Here is a 23,630-nt window from a genome sequence, read left to right as displayed (position 1 = left end):
GAAAGCCCGCTTCTTTCCGATAAGGCGTCAATCGAGGGGCGAGCGCCGATCACCCTTTCGTGTGCTTTTCACCAAAGACCTCAAGGCTCATGGAAGCAACGCCGACAAAGGATGCGTGAGTACCCTTGCGCACACCATGATGACCGCCGCCCGTTCCGTCGAGTCCGGCCTCGCCGACCAGGGTGAACTCGACCGCTACCCCTTCGCGGAGGCGCCGGGCGCCGACCGCGCGGCCGCTCCCGTCTGGGAGGGTGCCGACACCGATCTGGGCCGGGTGGGACGACGTACGGCGAGCAGCCGGGGCCGCGGACTGCACGGCCAACTCGTCCAGCAGCTCGGCCAGATGATCGTCTCCGGAGACCTGGGCGCGGACCGGCCGCTCGTACCCGAGGAGATCGGCCAGCGTTTCGAGGTCTCCCGCACCGTGGTCCGGGAGTCGCTGCGCGTCCTCGAGGCCAAGGGCCTTGTGAGTGCCCGGCCCAATGTGGGGACCCGTGTCCGTCCGGTGAGCGACTGGAATCTGCTCGATCCCGACATCATCGAATGGCGGGCTTTCGGACCGCAGCGCGACGACCAGCGCCGTGAGCTGAGCGAGCTGCGCTGGACGATCGAGCCCCTCGCGGCGCGCCTGGCGGCCGGCCACGGCCGGGCCGACGTCCAGCAGCGGCTCGCCGACATGGTGGAGATCATGGGCCATGCCCTCGCCCAGGGTGATTCGATCACCTTCGCGCGTGCGGACGCCGAATATCACTCCCTGCTGATCCAGCTCGCCGGCAACCGCATGCTGGAGCACCTTTCCGGCATCGTTTCGGCCGCCCTCCAGGTCTCCGGCGGCCCGGTCACGGGGTGTGACCGCCCCACGGAGGCCTCGCTCGCCCACCACGCGCGGATCGTGGACGCCCTCGCCGCCGGCGACGCGCACGCCGCGGAATCGGCCATGCGTCAACTGCTCACCGTGCAGCCCGAGGTGGAGCGCGTCGTGCCCGCGCCGCGCGAGCACTGAGCGCCGCCGGAGCCAGGACGTAAGGGGATGTACGCATCGTGTGTCGCCGGACCCCGGGGGTCCGGCGATGCGATTGTGGGGCCTTAGATCCCGCTTCTGCTCGCTTTGTCGCAAATGGGGTGTGACTCGGGCCACGTGGATTGGGCGTAACACTCCTCGGGGCAGGGCGATGACCTAAGAGGTGAAGCCGACGAGGGAATACGACCGCCGTGCGTGGCGCTGTATTCACCCTCCGAGGTCCTCACCCGCGCCGTCGGCACAACCCCAGCCGGCGGTCGTCGGCTCCGGCCCGATCCTGGGCGGGGCCGGAAGCCGTTTCCATCGTTCCGAGAGGTTGTTCGTGTCGGCCAGCACATCCCGTACGCTCCCGCCGGAGATCGCCGAGTCCGAGTCTGTGATGGCGCTCATCGAGCGGGGAAAGGCTGATGGGCAGATCGCCGGCGATGACGTGCGTCGGGCCTTCGAGGCCGACCAGATTCCGCCAACCCAGTGGAAGAATGTTCTGCGCAGCCTCAACCAGATCCTCGAGGAAGAGGGTGTGACGCTGATGGTCAGTGCCGCGGAGTCGCCCAAGCGCACCCGCAAGAGCGTCGCAGCGAAGAGCCCGGTTAAGCGCACCGCCACCAAGACTGTCGCGACCAGGACGGCCACGGCGAAGACCGTGGCCGCCACCGCCGCCCCCGCGGTGGAGAGTGTGGACGCGGCGGCCGACGAGGCCGCCGTACCCGCGAAGAAGGCCGCTGCCAAGAAGACGGTGGCCAAGAAGGCGACGGTCAAGAAGACCGTCGCCAAGAAGACGACCGCGAAGAAGACCGCGGGCAAGAAGGACGCCGACGAGGTCGTGGACGGCGAGGAGCCGACCGACGAGATCCAGGGCGGCAAGGTCGAGGAGGAGGAGACCGAGGGCGAGAACAAGGGCTTCGTCCTCTCCGACGACGACGAGGACGACGCGCCGGCCCAGCAGGTCGCCGTCGCCGGTGCCACCGCCGACCCCGTCAAGGACTATCTGAAGCAGATCGGCAAGGTCCCGCTCCTCAACGCCGAGCAGGAGGTCGAACTCGCCAAGCGCATCGAGGCCGGTCTCTTCGCCGAGGACAAGCTGGCCAACTCCGACAAGCTCGCGCCCAAGCTCAAGCGTGAGCTGGAGATCATCGCGGAGGACGGCCGACGCGCCAAGAACCACCTGCTGGAGGCCAACCTCCGGCTCGTGGTCTCCCTGGCCAAGCGCTACACCGGCCGCGGCATGCTCTTCCTGGACCTGATCCAGGAGGGCAACCTCGGTCTGATCCGCGCGGTCGAGAAGTTCGACTACACCAAGGGCTACAAGTTCTCCACGTACGCCACCTGGTGGATCCGGCAGGCGATCACCCGCGCCATGGCCGACCAGGCCCGCACCATCCGTATCCCGGTGCACATGGTCGAGGTCATCAACAAGCTCGCGCGCGTCCAGCGCCAGATGCTCCAGGACCTGGGCCGTGAGCCCACCCCGGAGGAGCTGGCCAAGGAGCTCGACATGACCCCTGAGAAGGTCATCGAGGTCCAGAAGTACGGCCGTGAGCCGATCTCCCTCCACACCCCGCTGGGCGAGGACGGCGACAGCGAGTTCGGAGACCTCATCGAGGACTCCGAGGCCGTCGTCCCGGCCGACGCGGTGAGCTTCACGCTGCTCCAGGAGCAGCTCCACTCGGTGCTCGACACGCTCTCCGAGCGTGAGGCGGGCGTGGTCTCCATGCGCTTCGGCCTCACGGACGGCCAGCCCAAGACACTGGACGAGATCGGCAAGGTCTACGGCGTGACGCGAGAGCGCATCCGTCAGATCGAGTCGAAGACCATGTCGAAGCTCCGTCACCCGTCGCGTTCGCAGGTCCTGCGCGACTATCTCGATTAGGTCTCTTTCGGGGGCGCACTGAAGCGTGTTCGAAGGCCCGGATGCCACCAGGGATCCGGGCCTTCGCCATGTGCGCGGGGTGCGGGACGGGCACGGGAGGATGACTCTGGGTAGATAAGCCTTTACCGGAGAGTCAGGAGCCCGTATGCGTCATTCCCTTGCCCGAGTGCTGACGGGAGGAGTGGTCGTGATCGCGGCGGGGGTCCTGCCGCCGCTCGTCTCGCCGCCGCCCGCCGTCGCCGAGAGCGTGGTCATCGGTGGTGAGCCGGTGCGGGCCGCCGACAGTCCCTGGGTCGTGGCCCTGTCCAGCCGTGACCGCTTCGGCGGTACGCGGGCGGGCCAGTTCTGCGGGGGTGTGGTGGTGGCTCCGACGAAAGTGCTGACGGCCGCCCACTGCATGAGCCCGGATGTGCTCGGAGGGCCTCCGGGAGAAGTGCGTGACCTCAGGATCATCGCGGGGCGTGAGCGTCTGCGGGCCAAAGGAGGGCATGTCGTGTCCGTGCGGTCCGTACGGGTCGACCCGGCGTACGAGCCCGCCACCAACGCGGCGGATCTGGCCGTGCTGACGCTGGAGCGGGCGCTGCCCGGGGGGTACGCGATCCGGCCGGCGCAACCGGGGGACCCCGCCGCCGAGCCGGGCACCGCGGCCGCCGTCTACGGCTGGGGCGACACATCGGGTGGCGGCGACTACGCGAACACGCTGCGCTCCGCGCCCGTGAGGGTGCTGCCGGACGCCCACTGCGCGCGGGCCTACCCGGGCGGCTCAGGTGGCCGCTACGAGCCCTCCACGATGCTCTGTGCGGGCGATCCCCAGGGCGGGCACGACGCCTGCCAGGGAGACAGCGGAGGGCCGCTGGTGGCCCAGGGACGCCTTATCGGGCTGGTCTCGTGGGGCAGCGGCTGCGGACGCCAGGACAGTCCCGGGGTCTACACCCGGATCACCACGGGGAACCGGTCGGTCGCCACCGCGGCGGGAGCGCCCGTTCCCCGATGACGAGAACAGGCGGCCACCCCGCCGCGCGGGGATGGCCGCCCATCGGCCGGTCGAGGCCGGCCCTTGGCTCGTCGTGGATGCGAGGTGTCAGCGCTCCTCTTCACCACCGCCGGCCGGGACGGCCGTCAGTCGGTCGGTCTCATCCTGTATTTCCGCGGCGATCTTCTTGAGTTCCGGCTCGAACTTACGTCCGTGGTGGGCGCAGAAGAGCAGTTCACCACCGCTGATCAGGACGACGCGCAGATAGGCCTGCGCGCCGCAGCGGTCGCAGCGGTCAGCCGCGGTCAGCGGGCTCGCGGGGGTCAGAACAGTAGTCACGTCGCCTCTTCTCTAGCTCGACGAGCTGTCGTACCAGGGTCAACATCCAACCAGGCCGAAAACGTTCCCGCTCTCGGCTTTTCCTTGAAACTTCTTTCCCCGGTGGCTGGCTGCTGGCGGTTGGCGGCGAATGGGCCGTATCGCTTCGCTGGGCTTCGCTCTACGGGTTTCGCGTTGCTTGACAGTGCTTGTCTGTGGGGAGCGCCCTCGCCGGCTGGCTTGCCGGTTGTTGATGAGGACGTGCCCGGAGCCTAAATGGTTCATGCCTGGAAGGGAACGTGATGTGTGCTTCACCCCGACGAGGGATCGAACACCTATGCGACCTTGGACTAGCATGAGAAATCGCGAGGGTGGCGTGACAACGGCTCTACCAGGCCTCTGTACCCTCTGACCGGTGACAGACGCCGGGCCTTTACCCCACGGGGCCACATCTCAAATTCAGCGAGGAGCGAACCGCGTGACCGCCGAGACGTCCGTGCCGTCCACTGCGCTGCTGACCGCAGACCGTGACGGCTCCAACTACACCGCGCGGCACCTGCTCGTCCTTGAGGGGCTCGAAGCGGTCCGCAAGCGCCCCGGAATGTATATCGGCTCGACCGACAGCCGTGGCCTGATGCACTGCCTCTGGGAGATCATCGACAACTCCGTCGACGAGGCCCTGGGCGGGTACTGCGACCACATCGAGGTGATCCTCCACGAGGACGGCTCGGTCGAGGTCAGGGACAACGGCCGGGGCATCCCGGTCGACGTCGAGCCCAAGACCGGCCTGTCCGGCATCGAGGTCGTCATGACCAAGCTGCACGCCGGCGGGAAGTTCGGCGGCGGCTCGTACGCCGCCTCGGGCGGTCTGCACGGCGTCGGCGCCTCCGTGGTCAACGCGCTCTCCGCCCGGCTCGACGTCGAGGTGGACCGCAACAGCGCCACGCACGCGATCAGCTTCCGGCGCGGGGTTCCCGGCATCTTCACCGAGCCGGGACCCGACAGCCCCTTCGATCCGGCCAACGGGCTGATCAAGGGCAAGCGGGTGCCCAAGACCCGGACCGGTACGCGGGTGCGCTACTGGGCCGACCGGCAGATCTTCCTCAAGGACGCCAAGCTCTCCCTGGAGACGCTCCACCAGCGCGCCCGCCAGACCGCCTTCCTGGTCCCCGGACTGACCATCGTCGTCAGGGACGAGCGGGCCGCCGGCGAGAGCGAGGGCAACGGCACGGTCGAGGAGACCTTCCGCTTCGACGGCGGCATCAGCGAGTTCTGCGAGTACCTGGCACAGGACAAGGCCGTCTGCGACGTGCTGCGGCTGACCGGCCAGGGCACCTTCAAGGAGACCGTGCCGGTCCTGGACGACCGCGGGCACATGACACCCACCGAGGTCACCCGGGAACTGGGCGTCGACATCGCGCTGCGCTGGGGCACCGGGTACGAGACCACGGTCAAGTCGTTCGTCAACATCATCGCGACGCCCAAGGGCGGCACCCATGTGAGCGGCTTCGAGCGCTCGCTGACCAGGACGGTCAACGAGGTGCTGCGCTCGGCGAAGATGCTGCGCGTCGCCGAGGACGACATCGTCAAGGACGACGCCCTGGAGGGCATCACCGCGGTGGTCACGGTGCGGCTCGCCGAGCCGCAGTTCGAGGGCCAGACCAAGGAGGTCCTCGGCACCTCCGCGGCGAACCGGATCGTCTCCAATGTCGTGGCCAGGGAGCTCAAGGAGTTCCTGACCTCCACCAAGCGCGACGCCAAGGCGCAGGCGCGCGCCGTGCTGGAGAAGGCCGTCGCCGCCGCCCGCACCCGGATCGCGGCCCGCCAGCACAAGGAGGCGCAGCGCAGGAAGACCGCGCTGGAGTCCTCCTCGCTGCCGGCCAAGCTCGCCGACTGCCGCAGCGACGACGTGGACCGCAGCGAGCTGTTCATCGTGGAGGGCGACTCCGCGCTCGGTACGGCCAAGCTCGCCAGGAACAGCGAGTTCCAGGCACTGCTGCCGATCCGGGGCAAGATCCTCAATGTGCAGAAGTCGTCCGTCTCGGACATGCTCAAGAACGCCGAGTGCGGGGCGATCATCCAGGTCATAGGGGCGGGCTCGGGCCGCACCTTCGACATCGACGCGGCCCGCTACGGCAAGATCGTGCTCCTGGTCGACGCCGATGTCGACGGCGCCCATATCCGCTGTCTGCTGCTCACGCTCTTCCAGCGCTACATGCGGCCGATGGTGGAGGCGGGCCGGGTCTTCGCCGCCGTGCCGCCGCTGCACCGGATCGAGCTGGTGCAGCCCAAGCGGGGCCAGGACAAGTACGTGTACACGTACTCGGACAACGAGCTGCGGCAGACGCTGCTGGAGTACCAGCGCAAGAACATCCGGTTCAAGGACTCCATCCAGCGCTACAAGGGCCTGGGCGAGATGGACGCCGACCAGCTCGCGGAGACCACGATGGACCCGCGTCACCGCACCCTGCGGCGGATCAACATCGGGGACCTGGAGTCGTCCGAGCAGATCTTCGACCTGCTGATGGGCAACGAGGTGGCGCCCCGCAAGGAGTTCATCACCAGCTCGGCGGCGACGCTGGACCGTTCGCGCATCGACGCCTGAGACCGGTGGCGGGACCCCGGGCGTACATCCGGTACCGGACATACGCCCGCGCCTGAGCGGCGTCCCCTGAGCGGCATCCTTCGGAGCGCGGTCTCCACCCACGGGTGGAGGCCGCGTTTCCACCTGTGGTCCACCCCGGCGCCGATGCCCTGACCTGGGCTTCTCCGTAACGTCGAAGTCGCTGAACTTCTTCGTCCCCGGAGGCACCGCATGTCCTCGCCCGTCAATGTCCTGGTGATCGTCGCCGTGGTCGCCCTGGTCGCCGTACGCCAGTTCACGCCACAGCGGATCGCCACCGGCGGCCGTGGCCTGCTGGTCCTCCCGGCGGTGCTGGTGGTCCTCGCCCTGCGTGAGCCGGGTCTCGTCGACCCGCACGACCGGTCGCTGTCGCTGCTCCTGCTCGGAGCCGAGCTGGTGTCCGGGCTGCTGATCGGGGCCGGCTGGGCCGGGACCAGCAGGCTATGGACCGCCGAGGACGGCTCCGTGTGGACCAGGGGCACCGGGGCCACGATCGCGGTCTGGACCGGCGGTGTCGCCCTGCGGGCCGGGCTGACGGGCATCGGCGCGCTGAGGGGCGTCCACCAGGGCACGGGAGCGCTGCTCCTCGCCCTCGCCGCCTCCGTGCTGGCCCGCAGGGGCATGCTGGGGTGGCGGGCCCGTGCCGTACACCCGTCGTACGGTGGCGGGACAGCCCCCGCGCCGTGGAAGGACCGTGTGTGACCGCCGACGTCTGGACGAGCTGGCCCTCCCGGGAGGCTCTCACCCGGCAGGGCCGTACCGAGGCCCGGCGCCGGCTGGCCCGGTCCATCCGGATACTCGCTCTCGGATCCCTGCTGTGGTCGACCTTCAGCCGGCGCCCGGTGGAGGGCTGGGCGGCGGCCGCGGCCGTGGGCGCCACGTGCGCCCTCGTCCTCTGCGGCTGGGCCTTCTACCGCACCACCCTCCGGCACGAGCTGTGGCCCTCGGTCGTGCTCCTGGTGGCGCTGACGGGCGGAGCCCTCGCCGCGCACCGGACGGGGTTCGACATCGCCGCGGTCGTGCTCTGGTGCGGCTGCGCCGTCACGGCCATGGAACGGCTGCCGCTCGCCGCCGCCCTGCCCACCACCTGTCTCGCCCTCGGCGGATTCGTCGTGGCCGACCAGGACTCCTGGCTGACCACGTCGCTCACCACCGCGGGGCTGCTCCTGGGCGGCTATGTGCTGCGGCTCGACGCGGAGGCGCGCGGCAGCGCCCAGCGGCTGCTGGCGCAGGAGCGGGCCGCCCGCGCCGCCGAGGCCGAGTCGGCCGCCCTCGCCGAGCGCGCCAGGATCGCCCGTGACATCCATGACGTCCTGGCCCACAGCCTCTCCGCGCAGCTCGTGCATCTGGAGGCGGCCCGGCTGCGGATCGAGCGGGAGCCTGGGGGAGCGTTCCGCGACCAGATCCTGGAGCGGGTCGTCGCCGCGCGTTCCATGGCGCGCGAGGGGCTCGCCGAGACCCGCCAGGCGCTCTCCGCCCTGCGGGGCGAGATGGCGCCCCTCGGCGACCATCTCCGCGAGCTGGCCGCGATGGACGGCGCGGAGGTCACGGTCGAGGGTGCGCCGCGGCCCCTGCCCGCCGAGGCCTCCCAGACGGTGCGCAGGGTGGCCCAGGAGGCGCTGACCAACGTACGGAAACACGCGCCGGGGGCGCGCGTGCGGATCGTGCTCACCTACGGTACGGACGAGGTGACGCTGGACATACGGGACTCCGGCGGGAAGGGGGCGGGCCCGGCCGGGCTGGGGGCCGCCGGCTCCGGGTACGGTCTGCTGGGGATGAGGGAGCGCGCCGAACTGCTCGGCGGCACGCTGGAGGCGGGCCCCGGCGGCTCCCCGGGGAGCGAGGGCTCCACAGGGTCCCGCACCCGTGAGGGGAAGGGATTCACCGTGCGTCTGCGAGTGCCCGCGTGACGGCCCGGGTGATCGTGGCCGACGACCAGGCCGTGGTGCGCGAGGGCATCGTGATGCTGCTCGGGCTGCTGCCCGGCATCGAGGTCGTCGGCGCGGCGAGGGACGGCGAGGAGGCCGTGGCCCTCGTCGCCGAACTCGATCCCGATGTCGTCCTGATGGATCTGCGGATGCCGCGCTGCGACGGTGTGGAGGCCACCCGCCGTATCCGTGCCGGGCATCCGAGGACCCAGGTCGTGGTGCTCACGACCTACGCGGACGACGATTCGCTCTTCGCCGCGCTCCGGGCGGGCGCGCGCGGCTATCTCACCAAGGACGCGGAGGGCGAGGAGATCGTCCGGGCCGTCGAGGACGTACTGGCGGGGCAGGCGGGACTGGCGCCCGCCGTGCAGCGCAGACTGCTGGAACGGGTCACCGCGGAGCCCGCCGCGTCCGGGCCCGTGGAGCTGCCGGACGGACTGACCGCGCGGGAGGCCGAGGTGCTCTCGCTGGTCGCCGAAGGGCTCTCCAACAAGGAGATCGCGCAGCGGCTGCACATCGGGGCGGCCACGGTGAAGACCCACATCAACAATCTCTTCGCCAAGACGGGGGTGCGTGATCGCGCCCAGGCCGTGCGATACGCCTACCAACGGGGACTGATCATGCCACCTGGGACAACCATCACCTGATGGGGTGAAGTCGGGGCGAGACCGGTCCGGAATCCCGCCCCTCCGACCATCCTTGCAACGCGGCCGAAACGGTTCGCTGACAAGGAGAGTTGACCGGTGGAGAAGCAGGAAGGGCGTGACGCCGCAGCGGTGCGGCTCGACGACCCGTGGTACGAAGCGCTGGCCTCGGACTGGGGCGAGCCCGCCGGATCCGGCAGCCCCACGGCGCCCGCGCCGCCGGGCGGGGACGCCGCTCCCGGGTACGGGTACGGCACGTACGGGGACGGGGAGAGCGCGTACGGGGACGGGTACGGCGCGTACGGGGACGGGGACGGCGCGTACGGCGCGGGCGGGCTCCCGGCCGCCGAGATCTATCTGCGGGTGCGGCGCGGCGCGGCCTTCCAGGAGGTCAAGAGCCGCTACCGGAGGTTCGTGGTCCCCGCCTCGCTCGCCTTCTTCCTCTGGTACTTCGCCTATGTCGTGGCCGCGACGGCCGCGCCGGAGCTGATGGCGCGACCCGTGATGGGGGCGGTGAATGTCGCGATGGCGGCCGGCCTCGGCCAGTTCCTCTCGACCTTCCTGCTGACCTGGGCGTACGCGCGCCATGCCCGGCTGCGCCGGGACCGGGCGGCACTCGAACTGCGCTGGAGCGTCTTCGACCAGGCGCGGCCCCGGGGGCCGGGCGTGGACCCGACCGGGGGACGGACCGACGGACCGGCCGACGCACCGGCCGGGGAACCGGCGGGGGAGACGGTTCGGGGCCGGGCCCGATGACCGGCGACCACCAGACCCTGGCGCTGGTGCTGTTCAGCGCGTTCGTCGCCGTCACGCTGGGGATCACCACCTGGGTGAGCCGTGACCGCCGCGGCTCGGCGGAGGAGTTCTACGCGGGCGGCCGTCTCTTCTCGCCGATGGAGAACGGATTCGCCATCGCGGGCGACTACATGTCCGCGGCCTCCTTCCTCGGGATCTCGGGCCTGATCGCCCTGTTCGGCTACGACGGCATGCTCTACTCGGTCGGCTTTCTCGTGGCCTGGCTGGTCGTGCTGTTCCTGGTCGCCGAACTCGTACGCAACTGCGGCCGGTTCACCCTCGCCGACGTGGTCGCGGCCCGGATGAGCGAACGGCCGGTCAGGATCGCCGCGGGGACCTCCTCGGTCACCGTCTCGGTGTTCTACCTGGTGGCGCAGATGGTCGGGGCGGGCAGCCTGGTCGCGCTGCTGCTCGGCGGTACGAGCCCGTCCGCGCGCGCCTGGACCGTGATCGGCGTGGGCGCGCTCATGGTCGTCTACGTCTGCCTCGGCGGGATGCGGGCCACCACCTGGATCCAGATCGTCAAGGCCGTCCTGCTGATGGCCGGGACGGTCCTGCTGACCGTGCTCGTGCTGGTCCGCTTCCACGGTGATGTCAACGCCCTGCTGAACACCGCCGTCGCGCACAGCGGCCACGGCGAGGAGTTCCTCGCTCCGGGGCTCAAGTACGGCGGGGACTGGACCGCCCGCTTCGACTTCATCAGCCTGGGGCTGGCCCTGGTGCTGGGCACGGCCGGGCTGCCGCACATCCTGTCCCGCTTCTACACCGTGCCCACCGCGCGCGCGGCCCGTCGCTCGGTCGTCTGGGCCATCGGTCTCATCGGCGGCTTCTATCTGATGACGATCGTGCTCGGGTTCGGCGCGGCGGCGCTGGTCGGCTCGGACGCGGTCCGTGCCTCGAACGCCTCGGGGAACACGGCGGTCCCGCTGCTGGCGCTCGATCTCGGCGGCGGGGCGGGGTCGACGGGCGGAACGGTTCTCTTCGCGATCGTCGCCGCGGTCGCGTTCGCCACCATCCTGGCCGTCGTCGCGGGCATCACCCTCGCCTCCTCGGCCTCCGTCGCCCACGACCTCTACGCCTCGCTGAGGCGCCGGCACGCCGAGCGGCGCGGCGAGGTGGCGGTGGCCCGGCTGGCGGCGGCGGGTGTCGGCGCGGTGGCCATCGCGCTCAGTCTGCTGGCCCAGGATCTGAATGTCGCCTTCCTGGTCGGTCTCGCGTTCGCCGTCGCCGCCTCCGCCAATCTGCCCGTACTGCTGTACACGCTGTTCTGGCGGAACTTCACCACGCGGGGCGCGGTCTGGTCCGTGTACGGCGGGCTGGTTCCGGCCCTGGTGCTGGTGGTGCTCTCGCCGGTGGTCTCGGGGAGTCCCGAGGCGATCCTCCCCGGCCTCGACTTCCAGGCGTTCCCGCTCCAGAACCCGGGTGTGGTCTCCATTCCGCTGGGCTTTCTCGCGGGCTGGATCGGTACGGTCACCTCGTCCGAGCCGCCCGACGAGGCCAGGCACGCGGAGACCGAGGTCCGTTCACTGACGGGGGCGGGAGCGGTCTGAGGACGCGCGGTCGAGGACCCGCGGTTTGACGACCCGCGGTTTGACGACGCGCGGTCGAGGACCCGCGGTCCGAGACTCCGCGGCCCGTGGCCCGTTCGGACATCGGGCCGCCGGGCCCGGCCGCCCGGTGCGGGAGGCGGACGGTCCTGCCGCGGCCGTTCCGTCAGGTGCCCGCCGCCCAGGTGTAGCGGTGCTCCGGGCGCCCTGTCCCGCCGTACCGGAGGGTGAGCCGCACCTGTCCGGTCCGCTCCAGCAGTTTGAGATAGCGCTGCGCGGTCTGCCGGCTCATGCCCGCGTTCTCCGCGATCTCCTGGGCCGACAGCGGTCCGTCGGCGTTCATCACCGCCTGGCGCACCAGCGCGGCGGTGGCGGAGGAGTGGCCCTTGGGCAGGGACGGGGCGCTCGCGGCGGACAGGGCCCCGAACATCCGGTCCACCTCCGACTGTTCCGTCTCACCGCCGCGGTCCAGGGTGCGGCGCAGTGTCGCGTACGCCTCCAGCTTGGCCCGCAGACCGGCGAAATTGAAGGGTTTGATCAGATATTGGAGGGCGCCGTGGCGCATCGCGGCCTGGACGGTGGTGACATCGCGCGCCGCCGTCACCATGATCACATCGGTCTGATGGCCGAGCCGCCGCAACTCCCGTACCACCGACAGCCCGTTCTCGTCCGGCAGATGATGATCGAGAAGGATCAGATCGACGCTGCGTTCGGCGATCCGGCCGAGCGCCTCGGCGGCCGAGTGGGCCTGGGCCACCACCCGGAAGCCCGCCACCTTGGCCACATAGGCCGTGTTGATCTCCGCGACCCGGATGTCGTCGTCCACGACCAGCACATCGATCATCGGGTCTCCCTCGCGACGGCCGCACCCGGCGGAAGAGCCGTCGCCGTCGCCGTCTCCGTGTCCGTCTCCCTGTCCGCTTCTGTCCCCGCCTCGGTCAGGGCTTCCGGGAGCACCACGGTGAACTCGGCGCCCCCGTCGGCGGACTCGCCGACCCGTGCGCTGCCGCCCTGCCGCTCGGCGAGTCTGCGCACCAGGGCCAGCCCCAGACCGCGCTTGCCGTGGGCCGGCGGCTCCTTGGTCGACCAGCCCTCGGAGAAGACCAGTTCACGATGGGCGGCGGGGACACCGGGGCCGCTGTCGGAGATCACAAGAATGACGGTACGGCCTTCGGCGCGCAGTTCCACCTGGATCCGAGGGTCCTCGGAACCGGCCGCCGCGTCCAGCGCGTTGTCCACCAGATTGCCGACGACCGTCACCAGACCCTGCGGGTCCACCAGCCGGTCGGGCAGCAGTGTCCTGGGGGAGAGTCGCAGTGAGACGCCGCGCTCCGCGGCGACCGTGGCCTTGCCGACCAGCAGGGCGGCCGGCAGCGGATCGTGGACGCGCTCGGTGATCTGCTCGGCGGTGACCCGGTGCACCCCGACCACCTCGGTGACGAACTCCGCCGCCTCCTCGTGCATCTCCAGCTCCAGCAGCCCGAGGAGCGTGTGCATCCGGTTCGCGTGCTCATGGTCCTGGGCGCGCAGCGCGTCGATCAGTCCGCGGGTGGCGTCCAGTTCACGGCCCAGCCGCTCCAGCTCGGTGCGGTCGCGGAGGGTGACGACGGCGCCGCCGTCGTCGGTCGGCATCCGGTTGGCGACCAGGACCCGGCTGCCCCGTACCGCCAGGAGATCCTCACCCCGTACCCGTCCCGTCAGCACCTCGGTGGTGCGTCCCGCCCCGAGCACCTCGTCGAGCGGCCGCCCGATGGCATCGGGACCGAGCCCCAGCAGCCGCTGCGCCTCGTCGTTGATCAGCCGGATCCGGCCGCTCCCGTTCAGCGCCACGACCCCTTCCCGCAGGCTGTGCAGCATGGCCTCACGCTCGGTGAGCAGCGCGGAGATATCGGAGAAGGCCAGATCATGGGTCTGGCGCTGGAGCCGCCGGGAGATCAGATAGGCCGCGAGCGCCCCCGCCGCCAGCGCTCCGCCGGCATAGGCGAGCAGCCCGGGTATCGCGGCGAGCAGCCGGTCACGGACGCTGTCGTACGCGATACCGACCGACACGGCCCCGACGATCCGGCCCGTACCGTCGCGCAACGGGACCTTGCCCCGGGCGGAGCGGCCGAGCGTGCCGCTGTCGATCTCCCGCACATGCGCGCCCGCGAGGGCCTCGCTGGGGTCGGTGGAGACCACCTTGCCGATCTGGCCGGTATCCGTGTGCGACCAGCGGACCCCGCGTCTGTCCATGATCACCACATACTCGGCGCCGGTGGCTTTTCTGATGCGCTCGGCCTCGGCCTGTACGGGACCCCCGGGCGTCGGCCGTGAGGCCAGCAGATCGGCGGCGGTCTCGGCGGAGGCGGCGGTCTCCGCGATCGCCAGCGCGCGGCTCATCGCCTGGGTGTCCAGCTCGCGGCTGAAGGGCGCCAGAAAGAGCCCGGTGGCCAGCACCGTGACGCCCGCGGCGATGGCGAGCTGCATCAGCAGCACCTGTGAGAAGACCCGGCGCGGCCAGCCGAATCGCCGTCGTCTCTCCGCGGTGCTCGGTCCGGCGCTCATGTGGAGGAACGGTAGAGGGCCGGACTGCCTTTCGGAAATTTCCACAGTTACGCAAATAAGCCGCAAGGTTTGCAGATCACTTACGTTTGCCTGATGGGCGGCCAAAAACAGGCTGGTGTGGCGCGGAGGGTGTCAACTCGGGAGGCGTCCCACGGGATTTGGTTCTGTCCGAGCAGTGGACGGACTGGCAGTTCTCTGCAACTCTCTGACCGCAAAACGCAAAAGACCCTGTTCATCAGTGCACAAATGCTTGCCACACCGGCAGGCAGCCAGAGCCGCGCCCTCGCCGCCCCCGCGCCGAGGCCGAAGATCGGGGATCCATGAGATCGCTACGCCGGAGATGGCGGGTCCTCTCCGCCGCCATAGCCACCAGTCTTTTGATGATGGGCTGGCCGTCGTTCACCGCTGCCGCGGCCGACGGTCCCAACATCGCCGCGGGGCGGACCGCGGCGACGAGCGCGAGTACGGGCGACACCAAGGCCCGCAATGTGACGGACGGCGACCAGTCGACGTACTGGGAGGGCAACGGCAAGGGCGCCCAGTGGGTGCAGTCGGACCTGGGCTCCAGCAAGCGCGTCGACCAGGTGGTGCTGAAGCTTCCCGCGGGGTGGGAGAGCCGTAAGCAGACCCTGTCCCTCCAGGCGAGCGCCGACGGGACCAGCTTCTCGACGCTGAAGAGCTCGGCCACGTACACCTTCGGCAAGGGCCAGGGCAACAAGGTGACCGTGGCGTTCCCGGCCACCAAGGCGCGGTTCGTGCGGGCGAACTTCACCGCCAACACGGCAGGGAAGAAGGCCCAGCTCGCCGAGCTGGAGGTGCGCGCGGCGGCGGCCGCCTCGGTGAATCTGGCCCTCGGCAAGACGCTGAGCGCCAGCAGCTTCACCGAGGTCTACGGACCCGGCAACGCCAACGACGGCAACAAGGCCACCTACTGGGAGAGCAGGAACAACGCCTTCCCGCAGTGGATCCAGGCCGACCTCGGCTCGTCCGTCGGCGTCAACCAGGTGGTGCTGCGCCTGCCGGACGGCTGGGGTGCCAGGGACCAGACCCTGAAGATCCAGGGCAGCGCCAACAACTCCGCCTTCACGGACCTCACGGCGTCGAAGGCCTACACGTTCAGCCCCGCGGGCGCGCAGACGGTGACGATCTCCTTCGACACCACGTCCACGCGCTATGTCCGGGTGCTGATCACGGCCAACACCGGGCAGCCCGGCGGCCAGCTCTCCGAGCTGGAGGTCTACGGCCCCGAGAGCGGTGACACCCAGGCCCCCACCGCCCCCACGGAGCTGACCTACTCCGAGCCGGTCACCGGGCAGATCAGGCTGGCCTGGCGGCCGTCGACCGACAACACGGGTGTCACGGGCTACGACATCTACGCCAACAACGAGCTGCGGAGCAGCGTCGCGGGCACGGTCACGACCTTCACGGACACCCAGCCGACCGGGACGACCATCTCGTACTACGTACGGGCCAAGGACGCGGCCGGCAATGTCTCGGGCAACAGCAACACGGTCACCCGGCAGGGCGACACCGGTGACACCCAGGCGCCGACGATCCCGTCCAACCTCGCCCTCACCGAGCCGGCCGCCGGCCAGATCAGGCTGGCCTGGGGCGCGTCGACGGACAACAGGGGTGTCACGGGCTACGACATCTACGCCAACAACGTGCTGCGCGGCAGCGTGGCGGGCAATGTCACCACGTACACCGACACCCAGCCCGCGACCAGCACGGTCTCGTACTACGTGCGGGCCAAGGACGCGGCGGGCAATGTCTCGGGCAACAGCAACCTGGTGACCAGGAACGGCATGCCGGGCCCGACGGCGTCGAACCTCGCCGTCGGCAAGCCCATCAGCGCGTCCTCCTCGGTCTTCACCTTCGTCGCGGAGAACGCCAACGACAACAGCGTCACGACCTACTGGGAGGGCGCGGGCGGCAGCTACCCCAACACCCTCACCGTGAAGCTGGGCGCCAACGCCGACACCCAGAGCGTCGTGGTCAAGCTCAACCCGGACAGCAGCTGGGGTGCCCGCACCCAGAACATCCAGGTGCTGGGCCGCGAGCAGAACGCCACCGGCTTCACCAGCCTGGTGGCCGCCAGGGACTACGCCTTCTCCCCGGCGAGCGGCAACCTCGTGACCATCCCGGTCAGCGCGCGCGTCGCCGATGTCCAGCTCAGGTTCACCTCCAACACCGGCTCCGGCGCGGGCCAGGTGGCGGAGTTCCAGGTGATCGGCAACCCGGCACCCAACCCGGACCTGGAGGTCAGCGCGCTGAGCGCGGCCCCGGCCTCGCCGGTCGAGTCCGACCCGATCACCCTGTCGGCGACCGTACGCAACACCGGGGCGATCGCCTCCCCGGCCGGTACGGTCGAGTTCCGGCTCGGCGGCACCAGGGTCGGCACCGGTTCCGTGGGCGCCCTCGCGGCCGGAGCCTCGGCCACGGTCACCGCGAACATCGGTGCGCGTGACGCGGGGTCGTACCAGCTCAGCGCTGTCGCGGACCCGGCCAACGCGATCATCGAGCAGAACGAGACCAACAACACCTACACCAGCGCGAGCCCGCTGGTGGTGCGGCCGGTCGCCAGCTCGGACCTGATCGCCTCCACCGTCTCCACGTCCCCGTCCAGCCCCGCGGCCGGTGACACCGTCTCCTTCTCGGTGGCGATCAAGAACCAGGGCACGGTGGCCTCGGCGGCCGGCGCCCATGGCATCACGCTGACGGTGCTGAACTCGACGGGCGCCACCGTCAGGACCCTGACCGGCACCTACAACGGCGCCATCGCCGCGGGCGCGACCTCGGCCCCGGTGGGCCTCGGCACCTGGACGGCCGTCAACGGCTCGTACACGGTGCGGGTGGTCCTCGCCGACGACGCCAACGAGCTGCCCGTCAAGCGGGCGAACAACACCAGCACGCAGCCCCTCTTCGTCGGCCGCGGCGCCAATATGCCGTACGACATGTACGAGGCGGAGGACGGTGTCGCGGGTGGCGGCGCGCAGGTCGTCGGTCCCAACCGGACCGTCGGCGATGTCGCGGGCGAGGCGTCCGGCCGTAAGGCCGTCACCCTCAACAACACCGGCAACTACGTCGAGTTCACCACCAGGGCCAGCACGAACACGCTGGTCACCCGGTTCTCCATCCCGGACGCGCCCGGTGGCGGCGGGATCAACTCCAGCCTGAACGTCTATGTCGACGGGACCTTCCTCAAGGCCATCGACCTCACCTCGAAGTACGCCTGGCTGTACGGCAACGAGACCGCTCCGGGGAACTCTCCCGGCGCGGGCGGGCCCCGCCACATCTACGACGAGGCCAATGTCCTGCTGGGCAGGACCGTCCCCGCGGGCAGCAAGATCCGCCTCCAGAAGGACTCAGGGAACGCGCACACCTACGCGATCGACTTCATCAACCTGGAGCAGGCCTCCGCGGTCGCGAACCCGGACCCGGCCACCTACACGGTGCCGGCCGGATTCACCCATCAGGATGTGCAGAACGCGCTGGACCGGGTGCGGATGGACACCACCGGCAGGCTCGTCGGTGTCTACCTGCCGGCCGGTGACTACCAGACGGCGAGCAAGTTCCAGGTCTACGGCAAGCCGGTCAAGGTGGTCGGCGCGGGTCCCTGGTTCACCCGGTTCTTCGCCCCGTCGACCCAGGACAACACGGACGCGGGCTTCCGGGTGGAGGCGGCGGCGAAGGGCTCGTCCTTCGGCAACTTCGCCTTCTTCGGCAACTACACCTCGCGCATCGACGGACCCGGCAAGGTCTTCGACCTGTCCAACGTGTCCGACATCACGATCGACAACATCTGGAACGAGCACACCGTGTGCCTCTACTGGGGCGCCAACGCGGACCGGATCACGATCAGCAACTCCCGGATCCGCAACACGTTCGCCGACGGCATCAACATGACCAACGGCTCGACGGACAACCACGTCGTCAACAACGACGCGCGGGCCACCGGCGACGACGCCTTCGCGCTCTTCTCGGCGATCGACGCGGGCGGCGCGGACATGTTCAACAACGTCTACGAGAACCTCTCGGCGACGCTGGTGTGGCGTGCCGCGGGCCTGGCCGTCTACGGCGGCTACCGCAACACCTTCCGCAACATCCACATCGCGGACACCCTCGTCTACTCGGGCATCACGGTCAGCTCGCTGGACTTCGGCTACGCGATGAACGGCTTCGGGACCGAACCCACGACGATCGAGAACGTGTCGATCGTCCGGTCCGGCGGTCACTTCTGGGGCAGCCAGACCTTCCCCGGTATCTGGCTGTTCTCGGCGTCCAAGGTGTTCCAGGGGATCCGGATCAACAATGTCGACATCGTCGATCCGACCTACAGCGGCATCATGTTCCAGACCAACTATGTGGGCGGTCAGCCGCAGTTCCCGATCAAGGACACCATCCTCAGCGACATCTCGATCACCGGAGCCCGCAAGAGCGGTGACGCCTTCGACGCCAAGTCCGGCTTCGGTCTGTGGGCGAACGAGATGCCGGAGGCGGGCCAGGGGCCGGCCGTCGGTGAGGTCACCTTCAACCGTCTGACACTCAACAACAACGCCGTGGACATCAGGAACACGACACCCGGATTCAGGATCATCATCAATCCGTAGCGGCGGACCGGCGGGGAGGCCCCCGCGGCGTCCGTAATCCACCGTTCAGTCCGTTTGTCGGCGGGGCGGTGTCGGCCGGATCCTTCCGGCCGGCACCGCCCCTGCCACCCTCTTTACGCTCATAAGCAAGTAGCTTGCATGCCTTGCGATAGTCTTGCGTGTATGACGCGACGACTTGCTCAGGTGGCGAAGAAGGTTGGGGTCAGCGAGGCCACGGTCAGCCGGGTGCTCAATGGCAAGCCCGGAGTTTCCCAGGCCACGCGGCAGTCGGTGCTGACCGCGCTGGACGTCCTCGGCTACGAGCGGCCGACGCAGCTTCGCGGAGAGCGCGCCCGGCTGGTCGGCCTGGTGCTGCCGGAACTCCAGAATCCCATTTTCCCCGCGTTCGCCGAGGTGATCGGCGGCGCCCTGGCCCAGCAGGGTCTCACCCCCGTGCTCTGCACCCAGACCAAGGGCGGCGTCTCCGAGGCGGACTATGTGGAGCTGCTGCTCCAGCAGCAGGTGTCCGGGGTGGTCTTCGCGGGCGGACTGTTCGCGCAGGCCGACGCCCCGCACGACCACTACCGGCAGCTCGCCGAGCGCAAGATTCCGGTCGTGCTGATCAACGCGCCGATAGAGAACCTCGACTTCCCCTGTATCTCCTGCGACGACGCCGTCGCCGTCGAGCAGGCCTGGCGCCATCTCGCCTCGCTCGGCCACGAGCGCATCGGCCTGGTGCTCGGCCCCTCCGACCATGTGCCCTCCCGGCGCAAGCTCGCCGCCGCGCTCGCGTCGGCGCGGGCCGCGGGGACACAGCTTCCCGACGCCTTCATCGAACGGACCATGTTCTCCCTGGAGGGCGGCCAGGCGGCGGCGTCGCGGCTGCTGGACCGGGGGGTCACCGGCATCATCTGCGCCAGCGACCCGCTGGCCCTGGGGGCGGTACGGGCAGCGCGGCGGCGCGGTCTGGACGTACCGCGCGAGGTGTCGGTCGTCGGCTTCGACGACTCCGCCTTCATGAACTGCACCGAGCCGCCGCTGACCACCGTGCGCCAGCCCATCGAGGCCATGGGCCGGGCGGCCGTCGAGATGCTCAACGCCCAGATCCAGGGCGGTGCCGTACCGCCGGGTGAGCTGCTGTTCGAGCCGGAGCTGGTGGTACGGGGCTCCACGGCGCAGGCACCCCGCCAGGCGGCCGCGGAGGCGGCCGCCGGCGCCTGACCCGTCCCCCGGCCCGTCTCTCGGGCGGCCGGTCGCGCGACACCCGAACGGGGCCCCTTGGCGGGCCCCGTCGGTGTTTGCGCACGTCCCGATATGCGAAGAGGGCCCGCCCGGATGAAACCGGCCCATGCAGCCCACTGTCAAGTATTTGCGAAATCGGGGCGACATATTGCGGACATCCGTAGTTAGTGGTTGAGTGAGCGCCGCCACACAGCGAGAAGCTGTGGGTTTGACACGCTCCTGCCGCAAGAGGGGTCCCACCGATGAGAAGCTCCGGGTTCCGCCGTACCTGTACCGCAGCCATAGCCTCCGCGCTCGCCCTCACTGGACTGGCCGCGTGCGGCTCGGACAGCGAGGACACCGCGGGGGGCAAGACGCGTATCACCGTGAACTGCATGCCTCCGAAGAGCGCCAAGATCGACCGGCAGAGCTTCGAGGCCGACATGAAGGCGTTCGAGAAGGCGAACCCGGACATCGACGTCGTCGGCCGCGACGCCTTCCCGTGCCAGGACCCCAAGACCTTCGACGCCAAGCTCGCCGGCGGTCAGATGGAAGACGTCTTCTACACGTACTTCACGGACGCCAAGCACGTCGTCGACATCAAGCAGGCCGCGGACATCACGTCCTATGTGCAGGACATGAAGGGGTACAGCGACATCCAGCAGTCGCTGCGCGACGTCTACACCGTCGACGGCAAGGTCTACGGCGTTCCGCGTACCAACTACTCGATGGGCCTCCTCTACAACAAGAAGCTCTTCGAGCAGGCCGGCCTCGACTCCACCAAGCCCCCGGCCACCTGGGAAGAGGTCCGCGCCGCCGCCAAGAAGATCGCGGGACTGGGCAAGGGCTACGTGGGATACGCCGACTACAGCGCGCAGAACCAGGGCGGCTGGCACTTCACCGCGGAGATGTACTCGCAGGGCGGCGATGTCGTCAGCCCGGACGGCAAGTCCGCGGCCGTCGACAGCCCGGCGGGCAAGGCCGTCCTCCAGACGCTGAAGGACATGCGCTGGACCGACAACTCCATGGGCACCAAGCAGCTCCTGATCCTCAACGACGTCCAGCAGATGATGGGCTCCGGCAAGCTCGGCATGTACATCTCGGCGCCGGACAACATCCCGATCCTGGTCAAGGAGAAGGGCGGCAAGTACGAGGACCTCGCGCTCGCCCCGATGCCCGGCGGCAAGGGCACGCTCATCGGCGGCGACGGCTACATGTTCAGCAAGAAGGCCTCCCCGGAGCAGATCAAGGCCGGCCTGAAGTGGCTGGAGTACCAGACGAACACTCCCGGCACGGGCCTCAACAACTGGAAGCGCGCGGCCGATCTGAAGGCCCCGGTCGGCCTCCCCGAGCCGCGGCTCTGGACGGGCGCCACCGACGCCAAGGACCAGGATCTGAAGAAGCAGTACGCCAATGTGCCGGTGGAGAACTACCAGTCGTTCCTCGACGGCAGCCAGCAGCTCACCGCGAAGCTGGAGCCGCCGAAGGCCCAGCAGATCTACTCGGTCCTCGACGGAGCGGTCTCCGCGGTCCTCACCAAGGAGGACGCCGACATCGACGGACTGCTGAAGGACGCGCAGTCCAAGATCGACGGAATTCTGGCCCGAGGCTGAGGCTGACGCACCGATGAAGACTGTCCAGGCCCCCCACCGGTCCGCCGCCGCGCCGCCCGCCACCCCGGGACCGCGCCCGGCGGGCCGCCGGTCCGCGAGCCCCCTCGCGCGCCGGCTCTCCCACCAGGTCCGCGCCTACGGCTTCCTGATCGGCGGCCTGATCTGTTTCGCGCTGTTCTCCTGGTACCCGGCGATCCGCGCGGTGATCATCGCCTTCCAGGAGTACACGCCCGGATCCGCTCCCGAGTGGGTCGGGACCGAGAACTTCACCCAGGTCTTCCAGGACCCGGAGTTCGGGGCGGCCTGGCGCAACACCCTCACCTTCACCCTGATCGCCCTGCTGATCGGTTTCGCGGTGCCGTTCGTGATGGCACTCGTCCTCAACGAGCTGCGCCACGCGCAGTCGTTCTTCCGGGTGGTCGTCTATCTCCCGGTGATGATCCCGCCGGTGGTCAGCGCCCTGCTGTGGAAGTGGTTCTACGATCCGGGCGCCGGCCTCGCCAACGAGGCACTGCGCTTCCTCCATCTGCCCACCTCGAACTGGACCAACGGCGCGGACACCGCGCTGCTGTCCCTGGTCATCGTCGCCACCTGGGCGAACATGGGCGGCACGGTCCTCATCTATCTCGCCGCGCTCCAGGGGATCCCGGGGGAGCTCTACGAGGCGGCGGAGCTGGACGGCGCCAACATCTTCCAGCGCGTACGGCATGTGACCATCCCGCAGACGCGCTTCATCATCCTGATGCTGATGCTGCTCCAGATCATCGCCACCATGCAGGTGTTCACGGAGCCCTTCGTGATCACCGGGGGCGGTCCGGAGAACTCCACCGTCACCATCCTCTATCTGATCTACAAGTACGCCTTCCTCTACAACGACTTCGGCGGGGCCTGCGCCCTGAGCGTGATGCTGCTCATCGTGCTCAGTCTCTTCTCCGCCCTCTATCTGCGGCTCACCCGCACCGACGACTGAGAGGAGCGCAGCGCCATGACCCAGATCGCGCCGCCTCCCCGGCAGGCACCCCCCTCGCCCGAAGAACCCGCCCGGCGCCGTTCGCGGGGTCCGGCCGTCCGGACCCTCGTCTCGCCCCTCGCGCTCGCGAGCACCCGGGGCAGAACCCTCTACTGGACGGTCTTCGGCGGGGTCGTCCTCGCCTTCGTCCTGGCCTTCCTGTTCCCGGTGTACTGGATGGCCTCCGGCGCCATGAAGTCCCCCGACGAACTGGTCCAGACACCGCCCACACTGGTCCCCGAGTCCTGGTCCCTCACCGCGTACACCGACGCCTGGGACCTGATGCAGCTCCCGACGCATCTGTGGAACACGGTGGTGCAGGCCGCCGGTGCCTGGATCCTCCAGCTCGTCTTCTGTACGGCGGCGGCCTACGCCCTCTCCAAGCTGCGGCCGGCGTTCGGGAAGATCATCCTGGGCGGCATCCTGGCCACCCTGATGGTCCCGGCCCAGGCACTGCTCGTACCGAAGTACCTGACCATCGCCGATCTGCCGCTGATCCACACCAGTCTGCTCAACGATCCGCTCGGCATCTGGCTCCCGGCCGTCGCCAACGCCTTCAACCTCTATCTCCTCAAGCGGTTCTTCGACCAGATCCCGCGCGATGTGCTGGAGGCCGCGGAGATCGACGGCGCGGGAAAGCTCCGTACGCTCTGGTCGATCCTGCTGCCCATGTCCAGGCCGGTGCTCGGCGTGGTGTCCATCTTCGCGCTGGTGGCCGTCTGGCAGGACTTCCTCTGGCCGCTGATGGTCTTCTCCGACACCGACAAGCAGCCCATCAGCGTGGCACTCGTCCAGCTCTCCCAGAACATCCCGCTCTCCGTGCTGATCGCCGCCATGGTGATCGCGAGCATTCCGATGGTCCTGATGTTCCTGGTGTTCCAGCGGCACATCATCGCCGGCATCAGCGCCGGCAGTACCAAGGGCTGACCAGCCCC

At 69.5% G+C, this 23,630-nt stretch carries 17 protein-coding genes; 14 read left to right on the top strand and 3 right to left on the bottom strand.

The window, feature by feature from the left end:
- The first annotated feature begins 115 nt into the window (after positions 1 to 115).
- The 3 genes from ACFYYH_RS29010 (at position 116) to ACFYYH_RS29000 (ending at position 3,885) form a co-directional block, all read left to right on the top strand.
- Positions 116 to 1,003: a FadR/GntR family transcriptional regulator gene (locus ACFYYH_RS29010; RefSeq protein WP_388557017.1), complete on the top strand. Its 888-nt coding sequence runs from the start codon at positions 116 to 118 to the stop codon at positions 1,001 to 1,003.
- 340 nt (positions 1,004 to 1,343) lie between these two features.
- The gene (locus ACFYYH_RS29005; RefSeq protein WP_388557014.1) at positions 1,344 to 2,891 is read left to right on the top strand and encodes an RNA polymerase sigma factor; all 1,548 of its coding nucleotides are present in this window, start codon (positions 1,344 to 1,346) and stop codon (positions 2,889 to 2,891) included.
- A gap of 145 nt (positions 2,892 to 3,036) precedes the next feature.
- Entirely contained in the window at positions 3,037 to 3,885 is an 849-nt protein-coding gene (locus tag ACFYYH_RS29000) for a S1 family peptidase (protein WP_388557011.1), read from the top strand.
- 87 nt (positions 3,886 to 3,972) lie between these two features.
- Here the strand turns inward: ACFYYH_RS29000 and ACFYYH_RS28995 are convergent, their stop codons facing one another.
- Positions 3,973 to 4,203 carry a hypothetical protein gene (locus ACFYYH_RS28995; RefSeq protein ID WP_046495432.1) on the bottom strand — a complete coding sequence of 77 codons (231 nt, stop codon included), beginning with the start codon at positions 4,201 to 4,203 and terminating at the stop codon, positions 3,973 to 3,975.
- 457 nt (positions 4,204 to 4,660) lie between these two features.
- On the opposite strand from ACFYYH_RS28995, the gene ACFYYH_RS28990 reads away from it, so the two are divergent.
- The 6 genes from ACFYYH_RS28990 to ACFYYH_RS28965 all read left to right on the top strand — a co-directional run bounded on the left by ACFYYH_RS28990 (position 4,661) and on the right by ACFYYH_RS28965 (position 11,722).
- Positions 4,661 to 6,787, top strand: a complete 2,127-nt coding sequence (locus tag ACFYYH_RS28990) for a type IIA DNA topoisomerase subunit B (protein ID WP_388557008.1) — start codon at positions 4,661 to 4,663, stop codon at positions 6,785 to 6,787.
- Between the two features lie 210 nt (positions 6,788 to 6,997).
- On the top strand, positions 6,998 to 7,507 hold the full coding sequence (locus tag ACFYYH_RS28985; protein ID WP_388557005.1) for a DUF1453 domain-containing protein: 510 nt from the start codon (positions 6,998 to 7,000) through the stop codon (positions 7,505 to 7,507).
- The gene (locus ACFYYH_RS28980) at positions 7,504 to 8,715 is read left to right on the top strand and encodes a sensor histidine kinase (RefSeq protein WP_388557003.1); all 1,212 of its coding nucleotides are present in this window, start codon (positions 7,504 to 7,506) and stop codon (positions 8,713 to 8,715) included. Before ACFYYH_RS28985 ends, ACFYYH_RS28980 begins: the two co-directional genes overlap by 4 nt.
- A complete protein-coding gene (locus tag ACFYYH_RS28975) occupies positions 8,712 to 9,380 on the top strand; it encodes a response regulator (protein WP_388557001.1) in 669 nt (222 codons plus the stop codon). Before ACFYYH_RS28980 ends, ACFYYH_RS28975 begins: the two co-directional genes overlap by 4 nt.
- A 96-nt stretch (positions 9,381 to 9,476) precedes the next feature.
- Positions 9,477 to 10,133 (top strand): DUF485 domain-containing protein, encoded by a 657-nt coding sequence (locus tag ACFYYH_RS28970; protein ID WP_388556998.1) that lies wholly within the window; start codon positions 9,477 to 9,479, stop codon positions 10,131 to 10,133.
- The gene (locus ACFYYH_RS28965) at positions 10,130 to 11,722 is read left to right on the top strand and encodes a cation acetate symporter (protein ID WP_388556996.1); all 1,593 of its coding nucleotides are present in this window, start codon (positions 10,130 to 10,132) and stop codon (positions 11,720 to 11,722) included. The genes ACFYYH_RS28970 and ACFYYH_RS28965 overlap by 4 nt, the downstream gene beginning before the upstream one ends.
- A 163-nt stretch (positions 11,723 to 11,885) precedes the next feature.
- Here ACFYYH_RS28965 and ACFYYH_RS28960 read toward each other — a convergent pair whose 3' ends face one another.
- Both ACFYYH_RS28960 and ACFYYH_RS28955 read right to left on the bottom strand, forming a co-directional pair.
- Positions 11,886 to 12,563 (bottom strand): response regulator, encoded by a 678-nt coding sequence (locus ACFYYH_RS28960; RefSeq protein WP_388556993.1) that lies wholly within the window; start codon positions 12,561 to 12,563, stop codon positions 11,886 to 11,888.
- Positions 12,560 to 14,263 (bottom strand): ATP-binding protein, encoded by a 1,704-nt coding sequence (locus tag ACFYYH_RS28955; protein ID WP_388556991.1) that lies wholly within the window; start codon positions 14,261 to 14,263, stop codon positions 12,560 to 12,562. Before ACFYYH_RS28955 ends, ACFYYH_RS28960 begins: the two co-directional genes overlap by 4 nt.
- Positions 14,264 to 14,583: 320 nt before the next feature.
- On the opposite strand from ACFYYH_RS28955, the gene ACFYYH_RS28950 reads away from it, so the two are divergent.
- The 5 genes from ACFYYH_RS28950 (at position 14,584) to ACFYYH_RS28930 (ending at position 23,622) form a co-directional block, all read left to right on the top strand.
- Entirely contained in the window at positions 14,584 to 18,873 is a 4,290-nt protein-coding gene (locus ACFYYH_RS28950) for a discoidin domain-containing protein (protein ID WP_388556988.1), read from the top strand.
- A 162-nt stretch (positions 18,874 to 19,035) separates the two neighbouring features.
- Entirely contained in the window at positions 19,036 to 20,073 is a 1,038-nt protein-coding gene (locus ACFYYH_RS28945; RefSeq protein ID WP_388556986.1) for a LacI family DNA-binding transcriptional regulator, read from the top strand.
- Between the two features lie 263 nt (positions 20,074 to 20,336).
- Positions 20,337 to 21,686: an ABC transporter substrate-binding protein gene (locus ACFYYH_RS28940; protein ID WP_388556983.1), complete on the top strand. Its 1,350-nt coding sequence runs from the start codon at positions 20,337 to 20,339 to the stop codon at positions 21,684 to 21,686.
- A gap of 13 nt (positions 21,687 to 21,699) precedes the next feature.
- The gene (locus ACFYYH_RS28935; RefSeq protein ID WP_388556981.1) at positions 21,700 to 22,656 is read left to right on the top strand and encodes a carbohydrate ABC transporter permease; all 957 of its coding nucleotides are present in this window, start codon (positions 21,700 to 21,702) and stop codon (positions 22,654 to 22,656) included.
- Between the two features lie 15 nt (positions 22,657 to 22,671).
- The gene (locus ACFYYH_RS28930) at positions 22,672 to 23,622 is read left to right on the top strand and encodes a carbohydrate ABC transporter permease (protein ID WP_388556978.1); all 951 of its coding nucleotides are present in this window, start codon (positions 22,672 to 22,674) and stop codon (positions 23,620 to 23,622) included.
- The last annotated feature ends 8 nt before the right edge of the window (positions 23,623 to 23,630 follow it).

The sequence above is a fragment of the Streptomyces sp. NPDC002018 genome, assembly GCF_042890865.1.
In the GTDB taxonomy this organism is placed as follows: Bacteria; Actinomycetota; Actinomycetes; order Streptomycetales; family Streptomycetaceae; genus Streptomyces.
The sequence above is the reverse complement of the archived record's forward strand: the minus strand, read 5'-3'. Positions and strand labels throughout refer to the sequence as shown.